Below are 25,993 nucleotides of genomic sequence, written 5' to 3' on the forward strand. Positions count from 1 at the left end.
AGTGAACGTCGAAAGCTGATTCAGAAATTCATGCGTGAATTGCATGGCGGATGAGCCGAGACCGCTTCGCGATTTCACGTTTTAATCACGATGTTGCGGCTTGTTCGATCCCAAGACCGGCGCCGCTGGCTCGCCTACCCGAAACGGATCGTAATGTCTCCCCCGTCCTCTGCCGTCATCGCGGCCGATACCGATGCCTTTGCCACGGCTCTGAAGCCGGTGCAGCACGTGCCGGCGGCGCCCGCCGGGGTGACCGACAATACGTTGGTCGCGATCGGACTTATTCTTGCGAGCACCCTGTTCTTCGCTGCTGGCGATGTGACGGCGAAACTGCTGACAGGCAGCCTGCCGGGATTGCAGGTAACGTGGCTGCGCTACGTCGTATTCGCCCTATTGGTGGTCCCGGCGACGCTGCTTGTTCGCGGCCGCAGCGGTTTGAGAACGAAGTCTATCGGAATGCAGTCGCTGCGGGGCATTGCAGTCGCGGGGTCCGCTGTACTCTTTGTCTCCGGCCTGACGATGCTCCCCGTCGCCGAAGCTACCGCCATCAATTTTATCTCCCCGATCTTCATTACGGCGCTTTCGATACCGCTGCTGGGCGAGAAGGTCGGCATACGCCGTTGGGCCGCCGCTGCGGTTGGCTTCGCGGGCGTGCTGATCGTGGTGCAGCCTGGCGGGTCTAGCTTCAGTGCCGCGGCCTTGCTCCCGATGGGGGCCGCCATGTCTTGGGCAATTGCCGCGATCGTAACGCGGAAAATGCACGCCGAGCGCCCCGAGGTCACTCTGGCCTGGTCAGCGATGATAGGCCTCGTCGTTCTGTCGCTAGGCGTTCCCTTCGTCTGGAAGAATTTAACCCTGCACGAGATCGGCATCGGCGTTCTCATGGGGCTATTCTCCACGGTCGGTCATGGCCTGGTCGTCCTGGCATTCAAGAAGGCTCCGGCTTCGGTGCTGGCTCCTTTCTCCTACGTGCAGCTTGCTTCTTCCTCTTTGTTCTCGTTCCTCATGTTCGCAGCCGTCCCGCAGGCGATGACCTTTTTTGGTGGAGCCGTGATCGCAGCGAGCGGGCTCTACACCGCTCACCGCGAGCGGGTTCGCGCAAAGACGGGACGCAACTTGCGAGGCGTTTGATGAGCTAGAGTTGCGTCTTACTCAAAGCGAGCTGCAGCGCGGCAAGCGGGCCGCTATCGCTCGCTCGACCGGCAGTGAGCGCCAGAAGCAGGCATTGGCCGGTCGCCGGAAGGCGGACATAATTTGCACCTGACGCAATAGGCTGACATCGACGCGTCTCCTGTTATCTAGTTGGACCGATGCCAAGTGCGAACGCAACGAGGTCAGCATGAGTCCGCGCGAAGCGTCATTCCTCGCGCGGGTGCAGGAAGCGCTCCCGAATCTTCATCCGGCCGAGCGCAAGCTCGGGCTGATGCTTTGCGATTTTCCAGGTGATCTGGCGAGCTATTCAACCGTCGAGCTGGCGAAACTCGCGAATGTCTCGACCCCCACGGTCTCCCGCTTCATAAGGCGGCTTGGCTATGCCTCCTATGAAGAAGCCCGAGTCCAGGCCCGCCTCGAGCGCGAGAGCGGTTCGCGTCTCTATCTCGGGAGCAGAACCAGGACCGGCGCCAGCCCATCGTTCGCGGATCGCTTCGACCATTATCGCGCCAATCTCGACGGTACGGCCCAATGGCTCGATCCGGCACTGCTGGATTCGGTGACGAACGCGCTGCTCTCCGCGCGGCGTGTCTGGACAATCGGCCTGCGCGCCGGGCAAGCTTTCGCCGTCTACATGCACTGGCAATTGCTGCAGGTGGTCGAGCAGGTCGCATTGCTGCCGGCCGCCGGCCAGACGCTTGGGGAGCATGTCGTCGGCTTCACGCAGGACGATGTCGCGATCGTGTTCGGGCTGCGCCGCCGCGTTGTCGCGATGGACGCGATCCTCTCCGCCATCCGTAAGCGCGGCTGCCGCATCCTTTACATCACTGACGAGGGTGTCGCATTTCATCATGATGCGACCTGGCATATCCGCTGCTCTACGACCTCGCCCGGGCCGCTGTTCAGCCATGTCGGCGTAATCGCCGCCTGCCACGCCATCGCCGAGGGCGTGATCGAGAAGGCAGGGCCCGATGCCGCGGCGCGGCTGCGAGCTTTCGAAGCCATTAACGAGGCTCTCGACGACGCTTAGTCGTGCCGCCGATTCAGGCAGTTCGGGCGCCTCACGGGACCATATTCTGTGCTTTTGCCGGTGTGGTTGCGCAAATTGTTTGCAGCGCAATAGCTGCCGCTTGCGCTGCCCAAGAAACAATGTTTGCGTGGATCGACGATTAAGAAGAGATCATTTCTTGATATGAATCGCCACGAGCCCACGCTCATCGCGGCCGCCGAGCCAGTGCGACGCACGATCGAACTGCCTGACGAACTCCTCGTCGGCACAATTGATACGCATATTCACAGTGGGCCCTGGCTGAACACATGCCCGGGCCGCGTCGATCCGTTCCAGATTGCGCAACAGGCCAAGGCAGCGGGGATGGCGGGCGTGGTCTTTTACGACCATACGCTTGGCAACAGCTGCGGAACCGCCTGGCTGGCGCAGCGGGCGGTGCCCGGCATCGACATCTTCGGCGGCATTATCCTCACCTCGGTACAAGGCGGGATGAATCCGCGCGCCGTCAAGACGGCGCTCCGCTACGGCGCCGGGGCCAGGTTCGTGCATTTCGGCGCTCACTGCACCTACCATATGGCGAGCCGCGAAGGCGCGATGGTCGATGGCCGCCCGGTCCCTTTCAAGGACCTCTATCCCCGCTTCGCCGAGGAGGAGCTGTCGCGCGCCATCCGCATTCCACTCGCCGATCCGATCTCGGCCGAGCTCGAGGAAATCCTCGCGCTCGTCGCGGACCACCCCGAAGTCTACATGAACACCGGCCACGTCTCGCCGGAGGAGGTGCTGCGGCTGGCCGATCTCGCTGAGCGCTTCGGCATCCGCCGTATGGTCGTCGCCCATCCGGCGCGGGCGTTGCTGAACCTCGACCAGCAGAAGAACCTCGCCGCCCGCGGCTTCTTTCTCGAAGGTGCCTGCTCGGACTGGATGTTCCATCGCGGCCTGCCGCGCACGAACTACTATGTAGAGCGAGAATATGCCGACGAGATCGCCGGCATCGCCAATGCCCCGCAGTTCGCTGGCGTCGTGCCATGGGCTCGGCAGTTGCGCGAGATCGGCCTCGACCAGATCGTCCTCGGCACGGATTACGGCATCGGCTCCGGACCAACGCCTGCCGAAGGCATGCGGCTCCTGATCAGCACGCTGCTCGATCTCGACTTCGGCATCGACGAGATCGCCCTCCTGACGAAGCGCAATCCCGCGCGCCTGCTCGGCCTCGCCGAATGAGCTCGGTGGCGCAGCAGTCGGCTGTCGCTCCGGCGCGCGCCCAGCGCGCCGAGACCGCGCCGCACGGTCGCTACGCGCTACCGAAAGGAGCATTGTTGGTCGCGCCCGCCGCCATCTTCCTACTCGCCTGCTTCGTCGTGCCGATCGCCCAGATGGTGGGCTACAGCCTGACTGCGCATATGGACCAGGGCATCGCGGTTCCAGGCCTGACCACCGAAAACTATGCGCGATTGTTCCGCTCCAACCTCTATTGGGTCGTCCTGACCCGGACCCTGAGGATCGCCGCGATCACGAGCGTGATCTGCATCCCGATAGCCTATCCGCTGGCCTACGTGATGGCACGCGGCTCCGCCTTCTGGTCACGGCTGGTGATGTTTACCGTCATCTCGCCGCTGCTCGTCCTCGTCGTCGTTCGGGCCTATGGCTGGAAGCTCATCTTGGCCAAGCAGGGCTTTCTGAGCTGGCTGCTCCAGAATCTCGGCATTGCCCAGGCTCCGCCGACGCTGCTCTATACCGAATGGGCGGTCATCATAGCCTCGGCCCATGTCTTTCTGCCTTTCCTTGTGCTGCCGGTCGCCAGCGCGATCGGCAAGATCGACCTCGGGGTCGAGGATGCGGCGCGCACGCTAGGCGCTGACTGGCGGGCCGTGTTCTGGCGCGTGACCGTGCCGCTCAGTCTCCCGGGACTGGCGGTCGGCGTGACGCTGGTGTTCTCCCTGACGGCGGCGTCCTATGTCACACCGCAAATTCTGGGCGGCAACTTCGCGGCGATGCTCGGCACGCTGGTGCAGCAGCAGGTTCTCTCGGTGAACGACTGGCCCTTCGGCGCGGCCCTGGCGACGGTCCTGCTCATCGTGACCCTGGTGGTCAATCTCGTGATGCTACGCCTTTTCGAGCGACGCTTTGCCCGCTGGGCCGGCCGGGGAGAGGCTCGATGAACCCGGAAGCGCCGCGCATCCCGTTCGCCCTGGCGCTCTGCTGCACTCTGCTCTCGGCGGCCATCCTGGCGCCGATGATGATCCCGATCGCCGTCTCGATCTCGGACAGCATGTTCGTGTCCTTCCCACCGCGCGGCTTCACCCTGAAATGGTATGGTCAGGTGCTGGCCGACCGGGAATTCCAGACAACGTTCCTGTTCAGCTTCAAGCTCGCCCTGCTCGTGACCGCCCTGACCGTGCTGCTTGGTGTTCCGTGCGCCATCGGGTTGACGCGGTTCCGCTTTCCGGGCCGAAGCCTCATCTTTGCACTGATCCTGTCGCCGATCGTGTTCCCGGTGCTCGTCACCGGGGTCGCATTGCTGCAGTTCGCCTCGAGGCTGGGCTCGAACGATTCCTTCCTGCAACTGCTGGCTGGGCACACGGTGATCTGCCTGCCCTATCTCGTGCGCACTGTCTCGGGGGCTCTGCTGCTCGTCGTCCCCTCGACGGAGGATGCAGCGCGCACCCTGGGGGCGGGGCAGTTCACCACCTTCCGACGCATCACCCTGCCGCAGATCCGCGGCGGCATCCTGGCAGGCTGTGTCTTCGCCTTCATCACCTCCTTCGACGACTATGCCATGGCGATGTGGCTGGCGGATGCCCGCCATTTCACGCTGCCGCTGCAGATTCACGTGTTCATCGAGCGCTCCTTCGATCCGAGCGTCGCCGCGATCTCGGCACTGATGGTCGCGTTCTCGTTGGCTCTGCTGCTCGTCGTCGAGCGCGCCCTCGGCCTCAAGATGCAGCGAATCGTCGCCGGCTGAACGTCACGCACATGGCACTCAAAAACGGGGAACGAACATGACCGGGATATTCTCAAAAGCTGCGACGACTGCCTTTGCTCCGACCCGCCGCGGCTTCGTCGTATCGGCTGCGACGGCGATCGCAGCGCCGATGGTGCTGACGCGCGATGCCTGGGCCCAGGGTAAGGAAATCGTCATCGGAATCTGGGGCGGCGCCCAGGGCGAGTTCATTCGCAAGCAGGTGATCCCAGCCTTCGAGAAGGATTTTGGCTGCAAGGTACTTGCTGAGGAAGGCTTCACTCTGCCCAACATCTCGAAGATGCGGGCGACGAAGTCGAACCCGAAGTACACGGTGATGTTCGTCGACGATCTCGCCGTGCCGATCTGCAAGGGCGAAGACCTGATCGCGCCGCTTCCGGTCGACAAGATGCCGAACATGGCCAAGCTGTTCCCGCGCTTCAACTACGAGAACGGCTACGGCACCGGACTCGGCATCTCGATCGGCACCATGTACCGCAACACCGCCGAGAAGGCGCCGACAAGCTTCGCCGACCTCTGGGACCCGCGCTACAAGAACGGCATCAAGCTAAACAGCTGGCAGAATACCTCGGGACTGTTCTTCCTGATCGCCACGGCAGCGATCGTGACCGGTAAGCCCTTCGCCGAGGCGCAATACGAGGTCGACAAGATCTGGGCCAAGCTCGCCGAGATCAAGCCCAACATCCAGAATGTCTATACCTCGGGCGTCGAAGCCGCCAATGAGATTGCCCAGGGCCAGGCCGTCTTCGGCGGGATCGACTACTCCAAGTTCATCTACCCCTACACGGCCAAGGGCGCGCCGATCGACATGGTCTTTCTCAAGGAGGGCTGTTTCGCCGGCGTGAACTGTCAGGTTCTGGTCAAGGGCGGACCGAACCAGGATCTCGGTGCCGCCTTCATGAACCGCATGCTTTCGGCCCAGGTTCAGAAGGAACTCGCGGAGTTCGCCCTCGTGTCGCCGCCGGTCTCGAGCGTGGAACTGTCGCCGCAGGCGCTGAAATATGTCGCCTATCCGGATACACGCATGGACGAGCTGAACCTGTTCATGCCGGACTGGACCTATATCAACAAGCAGCGCGCGGCCTGGACCGAAAGCGCCAACCGCATCTTCTCAGCATGAACATGATTGCTCCCGGCAGCCATCGCATGGCTGCCGTCGCACTCGGACTGTCGGCGCTGAGCAAAACTTACGGGGCGGCAGCGGTCGTCGACGGAGTCGATCTCAACGTGGAGCCGGGGCAACTGATCTCGCTGCTCGGCCCCTCCGGCTGCGGCAAGACGACGACGTTGCGCATGATCGCGGGGCTGATAACGCCCACGGCCGGCGCGATCCATTTTGGGGATCGGAATGTGACCGGGATCCCTGTTCATCATCGCAATGTTGGCGTCCTGTTTCAGAACTACGCGCTATTCCCGCACATGACCGTGGCAGGAAACGTAGCCTTCGGCCTTGAGATGCGCAGCAGGGACCGGAGGCGCAACCGGGCGCTCGTCGATGATGCCTTGGCCATGGTGCAGCTGACGCGCTTCGCCGATCGCTATCCGCATGAATTGTCCGGAGGCCAGCAGCAGCGTGTGGCGCTAGCGCGGGCGCTGGCGATCGAGCCCCAAATTCTGCTGCTCGACGAGCCCTTCGCAGCGCTCGACCGCAAGCTGCGCGAAGAGATGCAGATCCAGATCAAGGACCTGCAGAGGCGGATCGGAATCACGACGGTGATGGTGACGCATGATCAGGAGGAGGCCCTGACAATGTCCGACCAGATCGCCGTGATGAACAATGGCCGCATCGAGCAATATGCCGCGCCCGGCGAGGTCTACGACCGGCCCGCGACCCGCTTTGTCGCCCAGTTCATTGGCGTCTCGAACCTGTTCGAAGGAGAGGTAGCTGAGCGCCGACAGCACGATTCAGTGGTCCGGACCGCGAGCGGCGTCTTGATGACCGCGCGCGAAACGGGAAACCGCGCCCGTGTAACCTTGTGCCTACGGCCCGAGGCGATCCGCATCGCGCCTGCAGCAGTCGGCGCCGAGCCAGGGGTCGATTCCGCGCTCGGAACCGTGTCACGGATCGTGCAGCGCGGCTCGATAACGGAGTATCATCTGCGTCTGGCGTGTGGAGACACGTTGATAGCCTGCCGACCGAGCGGTGAATCTGATGGGCTTACGGTCGGGCTGCGCGTCATCGCATCCTGGGCGAGCGAGCGAATTCATCTCCTGGTCTGAATTGGCGCTCGGCGGGGGACAACCTTGCGCGAATTTGGGGCCAACTTTTGTGTCCATAGTTCCGCGATCAGCGAGGAATAAGGCCCAACCTATGTGTCCCTGAGCATTTGGGGGGCCGGTAGACCCAATTCCTGGGTCAGCCATCGCGTGAACATCCTTACCGAGCTCCGGGCCTTCGCCACGCGAGGGAACACGAGGTAGTGGCCCACATAACGGACATCCTGCGCCCGCCCCGCGAGGGGAGCCACCAGCTGGCCCGCCGCGATCTCGCGCTCGGCCAGGCGCGTCGATTCCAGGGCGACGCCCAATCCGTCGACCGCTGCTGCGATGGCCATGAACGAGCGATCGAAACGGGAGCCGCGCGGGGTCGGCGGCGCGATATCGTTCGCCTGGAACCAGTTGTTCCACCTGACGCGTTTGTTGTCGCTGTCGATCAGCTTGGCCGTGACGAGATCCTTCGGAGACGTAATCTGCGCGGCCAGATCCGGGGCGCAGAGCGGGGTCACGACCTCCTCCCCGAGCGGGATGACGATCAGTCCTTCCTGACGCGGCGGGCCGTAGCAGATGTCGGCATCGAACTCATCCTGCTCGAAGCGCGGGTAATCCACCCCCGCGGCGAGCCGGACCTCGAGCCCGGGCTGTGCCTCCAGTAAACCGCGGAGACGCGGCAGCAACCATTGCGCGGCCATGGACGGCGCGCAGTGCAGCCGCAACAGGTTGCCCGACCGCGGGCCGACCGTCTCGATGCCCTGGCGCATCTCATCAAAGCCTGCCGAGATATGGCGCATCAGCGCCTCTCCGGCCGTGTTGAGGTGAACGGCCCGGCCCTCCCGGTCGAACAGTGCGGTGCCCATCAGCCCCTCCAGTTTGCGGACCGCATGGCTGATCGCGCTCGGCGAGATGCCGATCTCCTCGCCGGCGGCGCGGAAGGACCCCGTGCGGGCAGCAGCCTCGAAAGCCTGAAGTGCAGAGAGTGGCAAACGTCTCATGGCCGATCCGTGATGAGCTGCCGATCGCCAGGTCATCCGCAACCGCGACACATGGCTGGACCGGCCCGAAAGACGATCGATGAATCTCATTCACCCAATAGCGTAAACTTTGCGTTTTTCACATGCCGAAAGGCGAGTCAGTGTCAGGCGAAGAAAAAGACCGACGACCGAGGGATGGAATGCTGCTCAAGGACAAGACCGCCGCGATTTCCGGCGCCGCCAGCGCGCGCGGCATCGGCCTCGCTACCGCCAGGCTCTTCGCGGAACACGGCGCGCGGATCGCCATTCTCGACATCGATGAAGCCGCCGCCCGCAAGGCCGCAGCCGATCTCGGCCCGCAGCATCTCGGCGTGGCCTGCGACGTCGCGAACAAGCCATCGTGCCAGAAAGCGGCCGACGAGGTGATCGCAGCCTTCGGTCAGGTCGACATCCTGATCAACAACGCTGGCGTCACCCAGCCGGTCAAGACGCTCGATATCGACGAGGCGAGCTGGGACCGCATCCAGGACATCAACTGCAAGGGCGTGCTGTTCCTCAGCCAGGTCTTCATCCCGCATATGCGGGCGCGCAAGCGAGGCGCGATCGCCTGCATGTCGTCCGTCTCGGCCCAGCGCGGCGGCGGCATTTTCGGCGGGCCGCACTATTCCTCCGCCAAGGCCGGCGTGCTGGGCCTCGCCAAGGCGATGGCCCGTGAATTCGGGCCGGACGGCATCCGCGTGAACTGCGTCACGCCGGGCCTGATCCAGACCGACATCACCGGCGGCAAGCTCAACGATGAGATGCGCAAGGATATCGTCAAGGGCATTCCGCTCGATCGCCTCGGCGAGGCCAGCGACGTCGCCGGCGTCTACCTGTTCCTGGCCTCCGATCTCTCTGCCTATGTCACCGGCGCGGTCATCGACGTGAACGGAGGCATGCTGATCCACGGCTGAGCGTCCGGTCTCCCAACTGCCGGCCAGCCATCTCGATAGTCCATGCAGGAGGCATCGTGCCCATGAGCACAGCTCCCATCGGCCACAACGTCTCGCTTGAGCGCCGGGCCTGGAACATTCGCCGCCACGCCATCCTGATGGGCGAGGTGCAGGGCCAGGGCTATATCGCCCAGGCACTCGACATCGCCGACGTGCTGGCGACCGCTTATTTCCACGCGATGCGCTACCGGCCAGATGATCCCGAATGGGACGGGCGCGACCGCTTTTTGCTGTCGAACGGCCACTACGCCATCGCTCTCTATGCGGCGCTCATCGAAGCCGGGATCATTCCGGAGGACGAGCTGGAGACCTATGGCTCGGACGAGAGCCGACTGCCGATGTCCGGCATGGCGAGCTTCACGCCGGGCATGGAGATGTCGGGCGGTTCGCTCGGGCTCGGCCTGTCGATTGCGGTGGGCAAGTGCCTCGGCCTGAAGCGGAAAGGCTCCGACAGCAGGGTCTACACGCTGTTCTCCGATGGCGAGCTCGACGAGGGCTCGGTCTGGGAGGCGATCATGTCAGCCGCCCATTACAAGCTCGACAACCTCATCGCCATCGTCGACATCAATAATCAGCAGGCGGACGGTGCCTCGACCGCGGTGATGGGCTTCGAGCCGCTGACCGAGAAGCTCGATGCCTTCGGCTGGTTCGTCCAGCGCGTCGACGGCAACGATCTTGCGGCAGTGCGCGCCGCTTTCGATGCCGCAAAGGCCGGATACGGCCAAGGCAAGCCCAGCATCATCATCGCCGACACTCTGATGGGCAAGGGCGTGCCCTTCCTGGAGACGCGCGAGAAAAACCACTTCATCCGCGTCGAAGCCCATGAATGGCAGCTCGCGCTGGCGGCCCTCGACGAGAGGAAACCCTCATGAAATCGGCCACGGCAAAAGCTGGCGCCGGCAAGCCCCGCCTCACCACCTCTGCGATGATCGCCTCGATCGCCGGCGAGGGGCAGCGGACGAAAGCCGCCCCGTTCGGCCATGCGCTCGTCGAGCTGGCCAAGCAGGACAGCTCGGTCCTCGGCATGACTGCCGATCTCGGCAAATACACCGACCTGCATATTTTCGGGCAGGCCTTTCCGGATCGCTACTACCAGATGGGCATGGCGGAGCAGTTGCTGTTCGGCGCCGCCTCCGGGCTGGCGGCGGAGGGCTTCATGCCGTTCGCCACGACATATGCCGTCTTCGCCTCACGCCGCGCCTATGACTTCATCCACCAGACGATCGCGGAGGAAGACCGCAACGTGAAGATCGTCTGCGCGCTACCCGGCCTCACCTCCGGCTACGGCCCCTCGCACCAGGCGACCGAAGATCTCGCGCTGTTCCGGGCCATGCCCAACATGGTGGTGATCGATCCCTGCGACGCGCACGAGATCGGGCAGGCCGTGCCGGCAATGGCGCGGCACCGGGGCCCCGCCTATATGCGCCTGCTGCGCGGCCAGGTGCCGCTCGTCCTCGACGAGTACGGCTACAGCTTCGAGCTCGGCAAGGCAAAGCTGCTGCGGGACGGTTACGAGGTGCTCTTCATTTCCTCCGGCATCATGACGATGCGGGCGCTGGAGGCCGCGAAGATCCTCGAGAGCGACCGCATCGACGTCGCCGTGCTGCACGTGCCGACGATCAAACCGCTCGACACCGCGACCATTCTCGACTGCTGCGCCAAGCCGGGCCGGCTCGTTATCGTGGCCGAGAACCACACAGTCAATGGCGGGCTCGGCGAAGCGGTCGCCGGCCTGCTGATGCGCGAGGGCGTGCATCCGGCGTTTCGGATGGTCGGGCTGCCGGACGAATTCCTCGCCGCCGGCGCCCTGCCGACGCTGCACGACCGCTACGGCATCTCGACGGACGCGCTCTGCACCCGGGTAAAGGGGTGGCTGAACTAGGCATCTGGACGCCGAAGCTCCCGCCAAGCGGAGCACGTGGACGGGAGGGATGATGAAGAGGATCGGGTTCGTGGGTCTCGGCGCGATGGGCCTGCCGATGGCCCTCAATCTGAGCAGGGCCGGCTTCGCCGTGACAGGCTTCGACCTGCGCGCCGAGGCGCGCGCCGCGTTCGGCACCGCCGGAGGACGACCGGCAGCGGGCATCGCGGATGCCTTCTCCGGCCAGGATGCCGTCGTGCTCATGGTCGTCAATGCCGCACAGGCCGAGGACGTCCTGTTCCGACAGGACGCGCTGGCCCGGCTTTCACCCGGTGGCACCCTCATCCTGACGGCGACCTGCCCGCCCGCTTCCGTCGCCGCACTGGCGGGGCGGGTCGAAGCCGCCGGACACGCCTTGGTCGATGCTCCCGTTTCGGGCGGCGTGGTCGGCGCGGAGGCCGGCAGCCTGACGATCATGGCGGCCGCGCCCAGGGCAGTCTTCGACGCCGCGAAGCCGATGCTCGACGCCATGGGCTCGAAGGTCGTCTTCATGGGCGAGACTCCGGGCCAGGGCGCCACTGCGAAAGCCGTCAATCAACTGCTCTGCGGCGCACATCTCGCCATCGCGGCAGAGGGGCTGTCATTGGCGGAGAAACTCGGCGTCGACCCGGCACTGATGCTCGACATCGTCTCGGGCTCGGCGGCGTCGAGCTGGATGCTCAGGGATCGCGGACCGCGCATGCTGGAAGACGAACCGCGGGTCACCAGCGCGATCGACATCTTCGTCAAGGATCTCGGCATCGTGCTCGAAGCGGGGCGCGACGCGAAGGCGGCGCTGCCGATGGCGGCGCTCGCCCATCAACTCTTCATGTCGGTCTCCGGACGCGGCCTGGGCGCGCGCGACGACAGTCAGGTCATCGCCGCCTACCGCGCGCTGCAGGGCCGGACCTGATCGCAACGACAAGCAGCAAGAGCCGTCGAAACGGCACGACAACGGGAGGACGACCATGAAGACCGATCTGACAGCCACCAGGATCAGCCGCCGCAGCCTGCTGGCCGCGGGCCTGGCTATGCCTGCCGTCCTGGGCCTGCCGCGCGGTGCGCAGGCGCAGGTCACGATGACGCTCGGCCACAACGCCGCCGCTGGAAATCCGCGCTGGATCGCCGCCGACAAGTTCGGCGAATTGGTCAAGGAGCGCACCAATGGCCGCCTCGCGGTGCGCGTCGCCGGCGCCGAGCAGCTCGGCAACGAGCAGTCGCTGCTGACGAGCCTGCGGACCGGCGCGGTCGACATGACCGTCAACAGCCAGGGCTCGACCTCGGCACTGCTGCCAGAGCTGGCCGCACTCGGCCTGCCCTTCCTGTTCCCGACCTCGGCCGCCGCCTTCAAAGGTGCTCGAAGGGCCGCTCGGCGGCGAGCTCGACCAGCGCTTCGCCAAGATCGGGATGGTACCGCTCGGCTGGTGGGATAACGGCATCCGCCACATCACCAACAGCAAGCGTCCGATCGTGAAGCCCGCCGATCTGAAGGGCCTGAAGATCCGCACGCCGCCCGATCCGATGACGATCGACATTTTCCAGGCGCTTGGCGCCGGCACGGAGCAGATCTCGTTCGGCGAGCTCTATGTCGCGCTTCAGCAAGGCGTGGTCGACGGGCAGGAGAACCCGCTCGTCAACATCGCCTCCTCGAAGCTGTTCGAGGTGAACCGCTACATCTCGCTCTCCGCGCATAAATGGGAGTGCTCGCCCTTCCTGATGTCGCAGATCACCTGGATGCGGCTTTCGCCCGCCGATCGCGACGTGATCAAGGCGACGGCCAAGGAGGCCGGCGAGCTGCAGCGTAAGCTCTTCCTCGACGCCGAGACCAGGTTCGCGAACGAGTTCAAGGCGAACGCCAAGCTGCAGGTCAACGAGGCCGACCAGGCCGCCTTCCGTGAGGCCTCGGCCAAGGTCTACGACACCTGGAAGGCCAAGCCGTTCGGCGATTTCGTCGACCGCCTCGCCAAGTCGGCGCAGGCCTGACGTCATGGGCGGGCAATACGGGACGGGATGGCGCGCAAGCGCCATCGCCTGGGCGAACGGCATCGATCGAGTTGTCGCCTGGTTCTGCGAGGCGGTCGTCGTCACGGTCGGCTCGGCATTGCTCGCCATGCTCGCCGCCAATGTCGGGGCGCGCTACGTCCTCGAATCCGGCGGCTTCCGCTTCGCCCAGGAACTGCCGGAGCGGCTCTTCCCGGTCTTCATCATGGCTGGCGTCGTGCTCGGCGTGCAGAAGGGCGGGCACATGGCCGTCGAGACCGTGCTCGCCATGCTCGGTCGGCAGGGCGCCCGCACCATGCTGCTCGTGGGACACGCGATCGTCGTCGTCAGCTACGTCGTGCTCGGCAAGGGCATCCTTGAACTCGCAGAGATGCTCTGGGTCGACCGCTCGCCCGTGATGGGTATCCCCGCGAGCTACGGCTACTACACGCTCGCCATCGGGCTCCTGCTCGTCATCGTCGTCACCGCCACGCAGGCCGTGCGCGTCGCGGCGCTGGGACCCGAAGCAATGCCGACCCCTTCGCCCGAGGAGTTGGTCTCGTGAGCGTCGCCCTCATCCTGTCCTTCACCGTCCTGATGCTGCTCGCGATCCCGGTCGGCCACGCGCTGATCGTCGCCGCCGGCACGGCCCTGCTCGTGCAGGGCCAGATCCCGCTGACGATCATCGCGCAGCAGATGTACCAGCAGACCCAGTCCTTCCCGATGCTGGCCCTGCCCTTCTTCATGCTCGCGGGCTCGCTGATGCTCGGCGGCAAGCTCGGCAGCGAGCTGCTCGCCTTCGCGTCAAAGGCGATGCAGCGCTGGCGGGGCGGCCCGCTCTCGACCACGGTCGTTGCCTCGGTGGTGTTCGGCGGCGTCTCCGGTAGCGCCGTCGCCAATGCGAGCGCGCTCGGCTCGGTGCTCATCCCCTGGCAGAAGCGACAGGGCTACCCGGCCCCGCTTTGCGCCGCCAATAACGCCACGTCTGCCATCATCGACATTCTGATCCCGCCCTCGATCCCGCTGATCCTCTATTCCTTGGTCAGCAACGTCTCGATTGCCGATCTCTTCACGGCCGGCATCCTGCCCGGCCTGCTGATGGCCGGCGGTTTCGTCGTGCTGTGCAGCTGGATTGCGCGCCGGCGCGGTTATGTCTCGCCGGAGGCTCCGGTCTCGAAGGCGGAGCTGGCGCGGCTCGCCTGGCGCAGCATGCCGGCGCTGCTGATGCCGGTCTTCATCCTGCTGGGGCTGCGTTTCGGCATCGCGACGCCGACCGAGATCGCCGTGCTCGCGGTGGCCTACGCACTGGTGCTCAGCGTCGTGCTCTACCGCGACATGACCTGGGAGCGCTTCCGCGTCAGCATGGTCGAGGCAGGCGTCGCCACCGGCGTGGTCATGCTCGTGATCATGGGCAGCGCCATCGTCGGCTGGATCCTGACCTTCGACCAGGTACCGCAGCGCTTTGCCGAATGGGTGTCGGCGACGATCTCGAATCCCTATCTCGTCATCCTCGCCATGAACATCCTGCTGCTTCTCGTCGGCATGCCGATCGACCTGCCGCCGGCGATCCTGCTGCTCGGGCCGATCTTCGTGCCGCTAGCAGCCTCGATCGGACTCGATCCCGTCCAGCTCGGCATCATCATGGTGCTGAATCTCGGCATCGGCCTGTACACGCCGCCGATCGGCACGACGTTGTTCATCTCGACCTCGATCGCCCGGACCACGCTCGGCGAGACGACGCGGGAGCTCTGGCCCTTCTTCGGCGTCGCGATGATCGTGCTGTTGCTGATCAGCTTCGTGCCGGCGCTGACGATCTACTGAGACGTCGGACCGAGGAGGCGGCGCCGGCGGCTCCGCCTCCTTTGCGATGTCACAGGCGCGAGCGCGCCTGCCCGGCCACCGCCTCGGCGGTAATCCCGAAATGCTGGTAGAGCTCCTCGGCCGGGCCGGAGGCGCCGAAGCCGGTCATGCCGACGAAGCCGCCATCCTCGCCGAGCCAGCGTTCCCAGCCGAATTTGACCGCCGCCTCGACGGCGACGCGGACGCAACCTTCGCCCAGAACGACTTTGCGATAGGCGCGATCCTGGGCCTCGAACAGGCTCCAGCACGGCATCGAAACGACGGCCGTCGGGATGCCCTCGCCCTGCAGGATCTCGCGGGCCGCGAGCGCGATCTGAACCTCGGACCCGGTCGAGAGCAGGGTGATGCGCCGCGCGCCGCCCTCCGCCTCCGCAAGCACATAGGCGCCTCGTGCCGAGCGGTTCTCGCTCTCGCCGTCGCGTCGAAGCTGCGGCAGGCTCTGGCGCGCGAAGACCAGCGAGACTGGCCCCGTGCGATGCTCGAGCGCAATCTCCCAGGCCTCGACCGCCTCGACGGCGTCACAGGGGCGCAGCACCAGCATGTTCGGCATCGCTCGCAACGAGGCGATGATCTCGACGGGCTGGTGGGTCGGCCCGTTCTTGCCGATGCCGATGGAGTCATGGCTGAAGACGAAGAGCGTCGGCAGCCCCATCAGCGCGGCCATGCGCATGGCCGGCCGCTCATAGTCCGAAAACGGCAAATAGGTGACGGCGAGCGGAATGATCCCGCCATGAGCCGCCATGCCGTTGGCGAGCGCCCCCATCGCATGCTCGCGGACGCCGCAATGCAGATAGCGACCGGACCGATGACCGGCATCGAAGGCGGCGAGCTGCCGCTTATGGTTGGTCGGCGCTTCGAGATCGGCGCAGGCCGTCATGATCTCGGGCAGCACCTCGTAAAGCGCCGCCGCGATCTCGCCGGAACTGGCGATGGCGATTTCGGCGCGTCCCTCCCCGGCCGCGCGAGTCTTGTAGGCCTGGATCGCTTCACGCCAGCGGGGTTTCAGCGTGCGGGCCTGGATGCGCTCGAACTCGTCGCGCACAGCCTCTCCACTGGTCGCAAGGCGCATCGTCCAGGCCGCGCGTGCACGCGATCCTGCCGACGACGTGGCACGCCAGGTTTCACCGATCGACGCCGGTATCTCGAAGCTGTCGCCTGTCCAGCCATAGCGCTCGGCCATCTCCGCGCGATCCTGCGGGAACAGCTTGCCGGAATGGCCGCCGCGCTGCCCTTCCAGCCGCGGAATGCCGCGCGCGATCGTGGTCCGGCAGGCGATCAGCGACGGACGCGGATTGCATTTGGCGGCCGTGATCGCCGCATCGATCGCCGCAATGTCGTGGCCGTCGATCTCCTGCACGTGCCAGCCGCCGACGCGGAAGCGTTCGGCGACATTCTCCGAGATCGAGAGCGAGGTCGCGCCATCATCCGTAATGGCGTTGTCGTCCCAGAAGAAGGTGAGCTTGCCCAGCCGCAAATGCCCCGCGAGCTGGATCACCTCCTGCCCGACGCCTTCCTGCAGGCAGCCATCGCCAACGAAGGCCCAGGTGCGGTGGTCGACAAGCGCGTCGCCGAAGCGGGCGTTCAGCGAGGCTTCGGCGATCGCCATGCCCAGCGCGTTGGCGATGCCCTGCCCAAGCGGACCGGTCGTCGTCTCGATTCCGGCCGGGGGATCATATTCCGGATGTCCGGCGCAAGGTGAACCGAGTTCTCGGAAACGCTTCACCGCATCGAGCGGGATATGACGGTAGCCCGTGAGGTGAAGCAGCGAATAGAGCAGCATCGAGCCATGGCCGTTGGACAGCACCACACGGTCGCGATCGGGCCAGGTCGGATCGGCCGGGTCGAACCGCAAGTGGCGCGCATAGAGCGTCGTGGCGATCTCGGCCATGCCGAGCGGCACGCCCTGGTGGCCTTCACCGGCGGCGAGAATGGCATCGACGGAGAGAAACCGGATCGCATGGGCCATCATCGCGAGATCGGGCGATAGCCGGTCGAGCGGCACCAGTTCCGGACAGTCGTTCAAAATCGGCCTCCCGCATCATTCGATAGGAAGTGCCGATAGTGCCGACGTTCGCGCCGCGGCATAAACGCAAAAATTAGAGCAATCGGTGAATCTGAATCATGCTCCGGCGCAGCGGCTCGTTCAGATCCAGCATGGCGCCATCGTCCGATCCTTTGGACGCTGGGTTCAATTTTTGTGGGCTTCTGAGCGGATGGTGCAGCGGCTAGCCTGCCTCCGCACGGGTACTGGCAACATCGATGCAGCTTCGGAGACCAATAATTCCCGCGCTGCAGTTTTATCGCATAATCATATAATTGAATACCTATAATTCATTAGACAGTATAGCCGCCTGCCCATAGGCTCCAGCTAGATCAGATGGGAACGAGGTCATCACCGATGGCTGGAGACTGGCTTTGCTGCGCAGGCATCGGCTGCGCTTACGTCGCCTCTGCGCGACGTTTGACACCGTGGTCGAGCACCGCATCAGTCGCCGTCGGGATACGGTGACGTCGCGATGTTGCCAATCACCATCGCCACAGGCTCCTATGATCGCGTCCAGGCCATCATCGACGGCACCGTGCCGGTCCAGGGATGCGCCGTCTCCTATTTCCCGCTGGATATCGAAGAGGTCACCTACCGAACCTTCGAGCATGCGGAGTTCGATGTCGCCGAGGTCTCGTTCTCGAACTACATGGTCGCCCGGTCGCGCGGCGCGTTGAACTATATCGCGATCCCCGTCTTCACCTCGCGGATGTTCCGCCATTCCGCGATCTACATCCGGGACGATGCCGGGATCCGCGAGCCCCAGGATCTGCGCGGACGCCGCGTCGGCGTTCCGACCTATGCCATGACCGCGGCACTATGGATGCGGGGCATCCTCGCATCGGACTTCGATGTCCAGCCGTCGCAGATCGAATGGCGAACCGGCGGCCTCGAGCAATCGGGCCGCGCCGCCCGCTTCCCGCTCGATGCCGGACCGGATGTCCGGATCGTCCCGATCGAGCCCGGCCAGACGCTCTCGGCGATGCTGCGCGACGGCGAGATCGATGCGCTGATCACGGCGCGCGCACCATCCTGCTTCACCCAGCGCGCACCCGGCATCTCGCGCCTGTTTCCCGATTATCGCCGCGTCGAGCAGGACTACTATCGCCGCACCGGGCTCTTCCCGATCATGCACGGAATCGCGGTCCGGGAGACGCTGGCCCAAGCCCATCCCTGGCTGCCCAACAGCCTGTTGAAAGCCTTCCAGGACGCCAAAAGCCGGGCGCTTGCCGGGCTGGACGATCTCACAGCCTCAAAGCTCGCCCTTCCCTGGGCGGCGGCGCTTGCCGAGGAAGCCGCCTCCGTCATGGGCGCGGATTTCTGGCGCTACGGCTTCAAGGACAACCTGCCGGAGCTCGAGATCATGACCGCCTGGGCCGATGCCCAGGGGCTGACCGCGCGGCGGATGACTCCGGCCGAACTCTTCCATCCAGCGACGCGAGGGCGGGCATACGTCTAGCCGCCCGACCGCAATGTCGAAGGCGAATACGCCAGCATGGAAAATGCATGACCAGAAGGGGGATCACATGACGTCGAATTCATCATTCTCGAACGGCACATCGACCAGCCGCCGCAGCTTCCTCCGCAATTTCGGCGCCTTCGCCGCCGCGGGCTGCATGTGCGGGCGCGTCCATGCCCAAACCGTCCCAGGGGCTGCCGCTCCCGCGCTCGCCAAGCCCTATCGCATCGACACCCATCACCACATCCTGCCTCCCGCCTTCCTGGCGGAGGAGCGTGCCCGCGTCCTCGATTCCTCGCAAGGCATCAACACCGATGTCATCGATGGCTGGACGCCGCAGCGGGCCCTCGCCGACATGGACAAGGCCGGCGTCCAGACCTCCGTCGTCTCGATCTCCACGCCCGGCGTCTACTATGGCGACGTGGGACAGGGGCGGCGCCTCGCGCGTCTCTGCAATGATTACGGCGCCACACTGATCCGCGACTATCCCGGCCGCTTCGGCATGTTCGCCGCCATTCCCCTGCCCGATGTCGAGGGCAGCTTGCGCGAGATCGAATACGCGCTCGATGTGCTCAAGCTCGACGGCATCGGCCTGATGACCAGCTATGCCGATCGCTGGCCCGGGGACCCCGCCTTCTTCCCCGTCTTCCAGGAGCTCAACCGACGCAAGGCTGTCGTGTATTTCCACCCGACGGCGCCGAATTGCTGCGGCTCGCTGGTTCCGGACGTCTCCTCCGCTCTGGTCGAATACCCGACCGACACAACCCGCTGCGCCGCGAGCCTCGCGGTCAACGGCACCTTCTCCAAATGCCCCGACATCAAGTTCATCTTCTCGCATGGCGGCGGCTCGCTGCCGACCTTCGCGGCGAGGCTCGACCGGACCTTCCGGAACATGCCGAAGGCCAAGGAGAACATGCCGAAGGGCGCGATGTACGAGTTCCAGCGGCAATATTACGACGTCGTCGCCGCGACCAACGAGATCACGATGGCGGGCGTGACCAAATTCGTGCCGCCGACCCAGATCCTGCTCGGCAGCGACTTCCCCTATCGCCCGGCCAAGGAGGCCACGGACGGTCTGAGGAGCCTGAAGCTCTTCTCCGATTCCGAGCTGATGGCGATCGAGCGCGACAACGCCGTGCGATTGATCCCTCGCCTGGCCTCGTAAATCGTTGCGCACAAAGCGAAGCGCCTGCCTCGGCAGGCGCGGATTCGGGAGGACAATGCATGGCACGACATGACATCACCAGAAGGCGGGCCCTTGCGCTCGCCATGGCTGCGGCCGCAGCTCCGTTCGCGGCCGCCCCGGTGCTCGGCCAATCGCGCACGAAACTGCGCGTAGGCAAGGCGATCGCGGCACAGATGTCCTTCGCCGGGCTGGAAGTCGGCCAGGCCGCCGAGATCTGGAAGGAGGCGGGCCTCGATATCGAGATCGTCTCCTTCACCGGCGACGCGCGCATGCAGCAGGCTTTCGCGGCCGGCTCGATCGATATCGGCCTCGGCTCCGGGCCCGCCATGGGCTACGCCTCCAAGGGCGTGCCGGCCCATGCCGTCGCCTCGCTTGCCAATCGGCCCGATAACTTCGTCATCGCGGTCGGGGAAAAGAGCGGCGTCAAGACGATCGACGAGATGAAGGGCAAGCGCATCGGCGTGACCACGCTGGGCTCGCTGACGGAATGGCTCGCCCGCACCACCTCCGCCCGACGCGGCTGGGGCCCGACCGGGATGGAGATCGTCTCGATGGGCGAGACGCGCTCCCGGCTTGCGGCCCTGGAAGCCGGCGAACTTTCCGCCATCGTCACCTCGGCCGTCCAGGCCTTCCAGATGGAAGCGGACAAGAAGGGCCGGGTGCTCGTCTCGTTCGGCGCGGACGTGCCGCATTTCCACACGAACATCATTTTCGCCCATGACGACCTGATCGCGAAGCGGCCGGACGATCTCAAGCGCTTCCTGAGCGCCTGGTTCAAGACCGCGAAATACATGCGCGAGAACAAGGCCGACAGCGTCAAGGCGATCGCCCGCACGATGCGCCTGCCGGAAGAGGCGATCTCGCGCTCCTACGAGCTCGAGCTCGGCTCCATGTCCATGGACGGGGCTTTCGATCCCGAGGCGCTGAAGGTCATCCAGAGCTCCCTGAAAGAGCTCGGCATCACCGAGACACCTCCGCCCATCGAAAAGCTCTACACGCCGGGCTTCGCCCCGGTGTCGTCAAGCTAGTCTCCGATCTGCAACATCGTTGGACCCGAATGAACAAGATGACCCCCGCCGGGCAGATCGTATCCAGCCAGACGGCCGCGATCTCCATTCAGAATGTCCGGCAGCAATATCCCGGCCGCCACTCTTCAGCCGCCGTCCTCGCCCTGGACGATATCTCGCTCGACATCCCGCGCGGAGAATTCGTCTGCCTGCTCGGACCTTCGGGCTGCGGCAAGAGCACGCTCCTGAACATCGTCGGCGGGCTCATCAAGCCGACCGCCGGCAAGGTCCAGGTTTCCGGCCGGACGATCGACGGCCCCTCGCCGCGGGACATCGCCTTCATCTTCCAGGAAAGCACCTTGCTGCCCTGGTACACGATCCGCGAGAATTTCCACGTTTCCTTCAAGTTCAGCCGCATCGCCAGGTCCGAATGGCAGAGCCGCACCGAGGAGGCGCTGGCGGCCGTCGGGATGTCGCGGTTCATCGACCACTATCCGGAGCAGCTCTCCGTGGGCATGCGCCAGCGCGTGAATCTCGCGCGCGGCATCGCGCTCGGCACCGACATCATCCTGATGGACGAGCCCTTCGCGGCGCTGGACGAGCAGACGCGCATGGTGCTGGGCGAGGATCTCTCAGAGCTACTGGCCAAGACGGGCAAGACCATCGTCTTCGTCACGCATAGCCTGGCCGAGGCGGTCTTCCTGTCCGACCGCGTCTATGTGATGGCCGCCCGCCCCGGCCGCCTCAAGACGATCGTCGAGATCGACGAGCCGCATCCGCGCTCCCCGGACTTCATGCTGACGACGCGCTTCGGCGACCTGCGCAACCAGCTCTACGGGCTGCTGCGCGACGAGGTGCGCGAGGGACTGCAGATCGAACGCAAATCCAGCGCGGCGGCAGGTCGGACATGATCGGGGATGCAAGCAATCTGTCCTCGCGTGCGATCCAGCTCGGCTTTCTCGCGCTCCTGGTCGGGGCCTGGCAGCTGCTGAGCTCGCTCGGAACCATCAGCCCGCTCCTGCTCCCCTCGCCCGACTCGGTCCGCATCGCCTTCGTCAAGCTGGTCGAGAGCGGGCAGTTCTGGTCGAGCTTGCGCGTCACCGGGTCGACGGTGCTGCAGGCCTGGGCGATCGCGATGATCGCCGGCTCGGCGGCTGCCTATGCGATCACCCGCTCGCGCTTCCTCGTCGCCGTCTTCGAGCCGGTGATCGCCGGCATCTTCGCAATCCCGCTGACGCTGCTATTCCCGCTCTACATCCTCTTCCTGGGGATCGGGCCCAGCTCCAAGGTGGCCTATGCGGCGACATACGGGTTCTTCCCGGTCGCGCTGAACGCCATCGCCGGGTTCTCGGCGGTGAAGGAGCATTACCTGCGCGCAGCGCACTCGATGGGCGCGTCTGCGTTCGCGACCTTCCGCCATGTGATGCTGCCGGCGAGCTTTCCGATCATCCTGACCGGCATCCGGATCAGCTTCTTCATCACCTTCGCCTCGGTGCTGGGGGGCGAGACGCTGTCCTCCGTCACGGGCATCGGCAAGCGCATCGCCCTCGCAGCCGAGCTGATGGAACCGGCCGAGATGTTCGCCTGGATCGTCTTCGTGATCGTGTTCTCGGTGGCGACCAACATGGTGCTGTCCATGCTCGAGAGCCGCGCGAGCGCGCAATGATCCGGCGAGCCTGCAGACAAACGAAGACGACCGCCGCCAAACGGCAACCTTGGATGGACTCTCGATGCGCATGACAACAGGCGCCCGCATCTTCTGGACCAGATGCGCCATGCTCCTCGCCGCCCTTCTGTGCTGGGAGGTCTATGCCCGCCTCTGGGCCGATACCCGCTTCGTCAGCCCGCCCTCGCTCGTTCTCCACGCGGCGATCTTCGAGCTGTTCCGCGAGCCCGGCGTCATCGACGCGCTGGTCACCTCGTTGTGGATACTGTTCGTCGCCTACGCCCTGGCGATCCTGTTCGGCGTCGCCATCGGCCTTGCGGTCGGCTGGAGCAGCTTCGGCCGCAAGGCCTTCTTCCCCGTCGTGCTGCTGCTCTACGGCATTCCGCAGGTCATCCTGCTGCCGCTCTTCGTGCTGATCTTCGGCATTGGCCCAGCCTGCAAGATCGCCTTCGGGCTCAGCCACGGCTTTTTCCCGATCGCCGTCAACGTGATCTCGGGCATGAAGAACATCAATATCCTGTACTTGCGCAGCGGCCATTCGCTCGGCGCCTCCAGCTTCGACATCGCCCGCTACATCTATTTGCCGAACATGCTGCAGAGCCTGTTCACCGGACTGCGCCTGGGCATGACCCTGACCCTGCTCGGCGTCGTGCTCGCCGAGCTCTACGTCTCGACGCAGGGCATCGGCTACTGGACGAAGCTCTACGCGGAGACCCACGATCCGGCGCCGCTTTTCGCCCTCATCGCGATCCTCGCATTGATGGCGGTCATCCTGAACGAGCTCGTTCGCGCCATCGAGCGTCGCGGCTTGCGCTGGCGCGGCTAAGGCCAGCCGAAGGCGATAAAAAGCTAAATTATTTCAGTGCGATACCACCTTAATTCGATGATCTCATCCGGAACGGCACGGCCCAGCACATTCATAAAGAAACAAGATAACTGAATGCGGATAAAGCATTGGACCGTATCAACCACGCCTTTTAGGCTCGTCGATGACATGTCCTCAGGCAAATCAAATGGAGGGGTAAGTGATTCGCCAAAATCGTCTAGCAGGGGCCTGGCTTGTCGGCCTTCTGACACTATCCGCCGCCGGCGCCGCGGCAGCCCGTGACTACATCCCATTGCCGCCTGAGTTCGCCGGCCGCAGCTACTCGCCGGGCGTCGTCACCAAGGGCGGCAAGACGGTCTGGCTCGCCGGCGTGACGACGCTGAAGGACGAGCAGGGCAAGTCGCTGGCCGGTGATGTCGAGGGCCAGACACGCTTCATCTTCCGCGAGATCGAGCGCAACCTCGCCAAGGTCGGCGGCAAGCTCGACGACATCGTCACGATGAACGTCTACCTGACCGATGCCCGCAACGGCGGGGATTTCGCCAAGGTCAGGCGCGAGGTCTTCCCGAAGAATCCTCCTGCCAGCTCGCAGATCACCATCGCTGGCCTGGCCGTGCCAGGCTTCCTCATCGAGATCTCCTGCGTCGCCGTCATCGGCGACGAGAAATAGCGGCCGCGCAGCGCCGCCACGACGACAACGCCTCGCCCATCGGGCGAGGACGTCTTTTTCCTGGGAACGAGGGGCCCGGCGCAACGCCGCCGGCCCGAAGAGCGAGAGCGGCATCCATGGACTTCACCGTCGAACAGCTTGTGGCCGAAGCGCAGATCAGGAAACTGATCCACACCTATCCGCGCGGCCTCGACCGCCTCGACCGCGATATCCTGCTCTCGATCGCGCATCCTGAGGCCACGGTTAAGTTCGCGCCGATGTTCGACGGCAGCTGGACGGCGTTCGTCGACTGGCTGATGCATGCCCATGACCGGATGCTGTTCAACAATCACCGCATCACCAACACGTTGATCGAGGTCCGGGGCGACCACGCTGTGAGCGAGACATCCTCCACCGCGACGCTGCTGGTGAAGCGGGATGACGGCGATATCGAAGACCGGACGGTGCATTCGCGCTATCTCGATCGCTGGCGCCGGGATGACGGGCGCTGGGCGCTTTCCCATCGCGACACCATCCGCGATTTCCGCCGGGTGCGGATCATCACCGAAGCGGAGCTGAAGGCGACCTGCGAGTTCAACCGGGCGAGCGAGATCGGCCGCGCCGACCCGTCCTACGCCCTGTTCGGCTGATTCTCCCGATCAATCGGGCATCCGCCCGCGCCCCTTTCCCGGCTGGAGTTTATCATGAAGAAGCTGATCAAGGGCGGCCGTGTCGTCAGCATGGATGCGGCAATCGGCGATTTCGTCCGCGGCGACGTGCTGATCGAGGATGACAGGATCGTCGCTGTCGCCGCTCATATCGAAGCCGATGCGGACGAGGTCCATGACGCGACCGACATGATCGTCCTGCCTGGGCTGGTCAACGCGCATCTGCATACCTGGCAGACCGGGCTTCGCTCCATCGGTGCCGGCTGGACCGGGCCGGACTATCACCGGCTGATGCACGGCAATATGGGGACGCGCTTCAACGCCGAAGACAATTATGTGGCGACCCTCGTCGGCGCGCTCGAACAGCTCAATGGCGGCGTCACGACCCTGTTCGACTGGTGTCATAACCTGACCTCGCTGGAGATGGCGGAGCGCTCGGTCGATGGGTTGGAAGAGAGCGGCATTCGCGCAGTCTTCGGCCATGGCACGGCAAAGCCACTCGCGGCGGACGGCGACCTGCCCTTCACCCACAGGCCGCATGCGCGCGAGCGGCTGGAAGCGCTGCGCAAGGGCCGCTTCGCCTCCGACGACCGGCGCGTCACCCTCGCCGCCGCGATCCTGGGGCCCCAGTTCTCGACGCCCGAGGTCACCGAACATGATTTCCGCATGGCCAGGGATCTCGGGCTCCTGTCCAGCTCCCATGCCGCGCGCCGCCCGCAGGACCGGGTCTCCGCGAAAGGTTATTTCATCCCCGCCGAGCGCGGTCTGCTGGACCACTCCCATAACGTCGTCCACGGCAACTATCTGACCGACGAGGAACTGAAGCTCGTCGTCGAAAGCGGCGCGTCGATCACGGTGACCTCCCTGATCGAGCTGCATGTCCACCCGGCCGATCCCGTCACCGGGCGCGTCAGCGCGCTGGGCGGCCTGCCGTCGCTCGGGGTCGACAGCATCCCGGCGGCGAACAGCGATCTGTTCACCGAGATGCGCGTGGCAATGCTGTTCCAGCGTGCGCTGGAGCATCGCGCCAATTATCGGAAGGGCAATGGTCCGCTCGAGACGCTTCCGGTGCGTTCGCGCGAGGCGCTGGAATGGATCACGATCGGTGGGGCGCGAGCCCTCGGGCTGGAGCATCTCATCGGCAGCCTGACACCGGGCAAGAAGGCCGACATCATCCTGATCGGGATGAAGGCGCTCAATCTCTTTCCGGTGCACGACCCGGTTCACACGGTCGTCCAGCAAGCCAATGCCTTCAATGTCGATACGGTTTTCGTGAACGGCGACCTCATCAAGCGAAACGGAAGCCTGCTCTTCGACGCGAACACTTTGCGCAAGCGGCAGGCGGAGCTCGAAATATCGGCCGCTCGCATCATTCGCGAGTCGGGCTATCAGCTCGCTGCCGCCTGACGCAGCGGGGACGAGGCTTC

General features: G+C 64.9%; 26 protein-coding genes. 24 read left to right on the top strand and 2 right to left on the bottom strand.

Going from position 1 to position 25,993, the window contains the following annotated elements:
- Window positions 1–153: 153 nt before the first annotated feature.
- From EV560_RS04135 to EV560_RS04160, 7 genes are all read left to right on the top strand, one after another.
- Window positions 154–1,131 carry a DMT family transporter gene (locus tag EV560_RS04135; protein WP_131854247.1) on the top strand — a complete coding sequence of 326 codons (978 nt, stop codon included), beginning with the start codon at window positions 154–156 and terminating at the stop codon, window positions 1,129–1,131.
- A 208-nt stretch (window positions 1,132–1,339) separates the two neighbouring features.
- Window positions 1,340–2,182 carry a MurR/RpiR family transcriptional regulator gene (locus EV560_RS04140; protein ID WP_131854249.1) on the top strand — a complete coding sequence of 281 codons (843 nt, stop codon included), beginning with the start codon at window positions 1,340–1,342 and terminating at the stop codon, window positions 2,180–2,182.
- Between the two features lie 162 nt (window positions 2,183–2,344).
- Entirely contained in the window at window positions 2,345–3,382 is a 1,038-nt protein-coding gene (locus EV560_RS35675) for a DUF6282 family protein (protein ID WP_248311878.1), read from the top strand.
- Between the two features lie 5 nt (window positions 3,383–3,387).
- Window positions 3,388–4,320: an ABC transporter permease gene (locus EV560_RS04145; protein WP_165923308.1), complete on the top strand. Its 933-nt coding sequence runs from the start codon at window positions 3,388–3,390 to the stop codon at window positions 4,318–4,320.
- Window positions 4,317–5,123, top strand: a complete 807-nt coding sequence (locus EV560_RS04150; protein WP_131854253.1) for an ABC transporter permease — start codon at window positions 4,317–4,319, stop codon at window positions 5,121–5,123. The genes EV560_RS04145 and EV560_RS04150 overlap by 4 nt, the downstream gene beginning before the upstream one ends.
- 37 nt (window positions 5,124–5,160) lie before the next feature.
- Window positions 5,161–6,261 carry an extracellular solute-binding protein gene (locus tag EV560_RS04155; RefSeq protein WP_131854255.1) on the top strand — a complete coding sequence of 367 codons (1,101 nt, stop codon included), beginning with the start codon at window positions 5,161–5,163 and terminating at the stop codon, window positions 6,259–6,261.
- On the top strand, window positions 6,258–7,361 hold the full coding sequence (locus tag EV560_RS04160; RefSeq protein WP_248311879.1) for an ABC transporter ATP-binding protein: 1,104 nt from the start codon (window positions 6,258–6,260) through the stop codon (window positions 7,359–7,361). The genes EV560_RS04155 and EV560_RS04160 overlap by 4 nt, the downstream gene beginning before the upstream one ends.
- An 89-nt stretch (window positions 7,362–7,450) precedes the next feature.
- Here the strand turns inward: EV560_RS04160 and EV560_RS04165 are convergent, their stop codons facing one another.
- On the bottom strand, window positions 7,451–8,350 hold the full coding sequence (locus tag EV560_RS04165) for a LysR substrate-binding domain-containing protein (protein WP_131854257.1): 900 nt from the start codon (window positions 8,348–8,350) through the stop codon (window positions 7,451–7,453).
- Between the two features lie 179 nt (window positions 8,351–8,529).
- Here EV560_RS04165 and EV560_RS04170 point away from each other — a divergent pair, with 179 nt between their 5' ends.
- The 8 genes from EV560_RS04170 (at window position 8,530) to EV560_RS04200 (ending at window position 15,022) form a co-directional block, all read left to right on the top strand.
- The gene (locus EV560_RS04170; RefSeq protein WP_131854259.1) at window positions 8,530–9,282 is read left to right on the top strand and encodes an SDR family NAD(P)-dependent oxidoreductase; all 753 of its coding nucleotides are present in this window, start codon (window positions 8,530–8,532) and stop codon (window positions 9,280–9,282) included.
- 62 nt (window positions 9,283–9,344) lie between these two features.
- On the top strand, window positions 9,345–10,193 hold the full coding sequence (locus tag EV560_RS04175) for a transketolase (RefSeq protein WP_131854261.1): 849 nt from the start codon (window positions 9,345–9,347) through the stop codon (window positions 10,191–10,193).
- Window positions 10,190–11,203, top strand: coding sequence for a transketolase family protein (locus EV560_RS04180; RefSeq protein WP_165923309.1), 1,014 nt, complete (start codon window positions 10,190–10,192; stop codon window positions 11,201–11,203). Before EV560_RS04175 ends, EV560_RS04180 begins: the two co-directional genes overlap by 4 nt.
- 52 nt (window positions 11,204–11,255) lie before the next feature.
- The gene (locus EV560_RS04185) at window positions 11,256–12,134 is read left to right on the top strand and encodes an NAD(P)-dependent oxidoreductase (RefSeq protein WP_131854265.1); all 879 of its coding nucleotides are present in this window, start codon (window positions 11,256–11,258) and stop codon (window positions 12,132–12,134) included.
- Between the two features lie 55 nt (window positions 12,135–12,189).
- Window positions 12,190–12,654, top strand: coding sequence for a TRAP transporter substrate-binding protein (locus EV560_RS36635; RefSeq protein WP_282568830.1), 465 nt, complete (start codon window positions 12,190–12,192; stop codon window positions 12,652–12,654).
- A complete protein-coding gene (locus EV560_RS04190) occupies window positions 12,575–13,204 on the top strand; it encodes a TRAP transporter substrate-binding protein (RefSeq protein ID WP_282568831.1) in 630 nt (209 codons plus the stop codon). The genes EV560_RS36635 and EV560_RS04190 overlap by 80 nt, the downstream gene beginning before the upstream one ends.
- Window positions 13,205–13,208: 4 nt before the next feature.
- Window positions 13,209–13,766, top strand: coding sequence for a TRAP transporter small permease (locus tag EV560_RS04195; RefSeq protein WP_131854267.1), 558 nt, complete (start codon window positions 13,209–13,211; stop codon window positions 13,764–13,766).
- On the top strand, window positions 13,763–15,022 hold the full coding sequence (locus tag EV560_RS04200) for a TRAP transporter large permease (protein ID WP_131854269.1): 1,260 nt from the start codon (window positions 13,763–13,765) through the stop codon (window positions 15,020–15,022). Before EV560_RS04195 ends, EV560_RS04200 begins: the two co-directional genes overlap by 4 nt.
- Window positions 15,023–15,071: 49 nt before the next feature.
- On the opposite strand, the gene tkt is transcribed toward EV560_RS04200, so the two are convergent.
- Window positions 15,072–17,030: a transketolase gene (gene tkt, locus EV560_RS04205; protein WP_131854725.1), complete on the bottom strand. Its 1,959-nt coding sequence runs from the start codon at window positions 17,028–17,030 to the stop codon at window positions 15,072–15,074.
- A gap of 547 nt (window positions 17,031–17,577) precedes the next feature.
- Here tkt and EV560_RS04210 point away from each other — a divergent pair.
- The 9 genes from EV560_RS04210 to EV560_RS04250 all read left to right on the top strand — a co-directional run bounded on the left by EV560_RS04210 (window position 17,578) and on the right by EV560_RS04250 (window position 25,973).
- On the top strand, window positions 17,578–18,564 hold the full coding sequence (locus EV560_RS04210; RefSeq protein ID WP_131854271.1) for a substrate-binding domain-containing protein: 987 nt from the start codon (window positions 17,578–17,580) through the stop codon (window positions 18,562–18,564).
- Between the two features lie 67 nt (window positions 18,565–18,631).
- A complete protein-coding gene (locus tag EV560_RS04215; protein ID WP_165923310.1) occupies window positions 18,632–19,729 on the top strand; it encodes an amidohydrolase family protein in 1,098 nt (365 codons plus the stop codon).
- Between the two features lie 59 nt (window positions 19,730–19,788).
- The gene (locus tag EV560_RS04220) at window positions 19,789–20,778 is read left to right on the top strand and encodes an ABC transporter substrate-binding protein (RefSeq protein WP_131854275.1); all 990 of its coding nucleotides are present in this window, start codon (window positions 19,789–19,791) and stop codon (window positions 20,776–20,778) included.
- Window positions 20,779–20,807: 29 nt separating this feature from the next.
- Complete coding sequence (locus EV560_RS04225) at window positions 20,808–21,668, top strand: ABC transporter ATP-binding protein (RefSeq protein ID WP_248311880.1); 861 nt, start codon at window positions 20,808–20,810, stop codon at window positions 21,666–21,668.
- Window positions 21,665–22,423, top strand: coding sequence for an ABC transporter permease (locus EV560_RS04230; RefSeq protein ID WP_131854277.1), 759 nt, complete (start codon window positions 21,665–21,667; stop codon window positions 22,421–22,423). The genes EV560_RS04225 and EV560_RS04230 overlap by 4 nt, the downstream gene beginning before the upstream one ends.
- A gap of 64 nt (window positions 22,424–22,487) precedes the next feature.
- A complete protein-coding gene (locus EV560_RS04235; RefSeq protein ID WP_131854279.1) occupies window positions 22,488–23,249 on the top strand; it encodes an ABC transporter permease in 762 nt (253 codons plus the stop codon).
- Window positions 23,250–23,448: 199 nt separating this feature from the next.
- Window positions 23,449–23,919 carry a RidA family protein gene (locus EV560_RS04240; protein ID WP_207907937.1) on the top strand — a complete coding sequence of 157 codons (471 nt, stop codon included), beginning with the start codon at window positions 23,449–23,451 and terminating at the stop codon, window positions 23,917–23,919.
- A gap of 116 nt (window positions 23,920–24,035) precedes the next feature.
- Window positions 24,036–24,548, top strand: a complete 513-nt coding sequence (locus tag EV560_RS04245; RefSeq protein ID WP_131854281.1) for a nuclear transport factor 2 family protein — start codon at window positions 24,036–24,038, stop codon at window positions 24,546–24,548.
- Window positions 24,549–24,602: 54 nt separating this feature from the next.
- A complete protein-coding gene (locus EV560_RS04250; RefSeq protein ID WP_207907938.1) occupies window positions 24,603–25,973 on the top strand; it encodes an amidohydrolase family protein in 1,371 nt (456 codons plus the stop codon).
- The last annotated feature ends 20 nt before the right edge of the window (window positions 25,974–25,993 follow it).

The sequence above is a fragment of the Allobosea sp. BK604 genome (assembly GCF_004341515.1).
GTDB lineage: Bacteria > Pseudomonadota > Alphaproteobacteria > Rhizobiales > Beijerinckiaceae > Allobosea.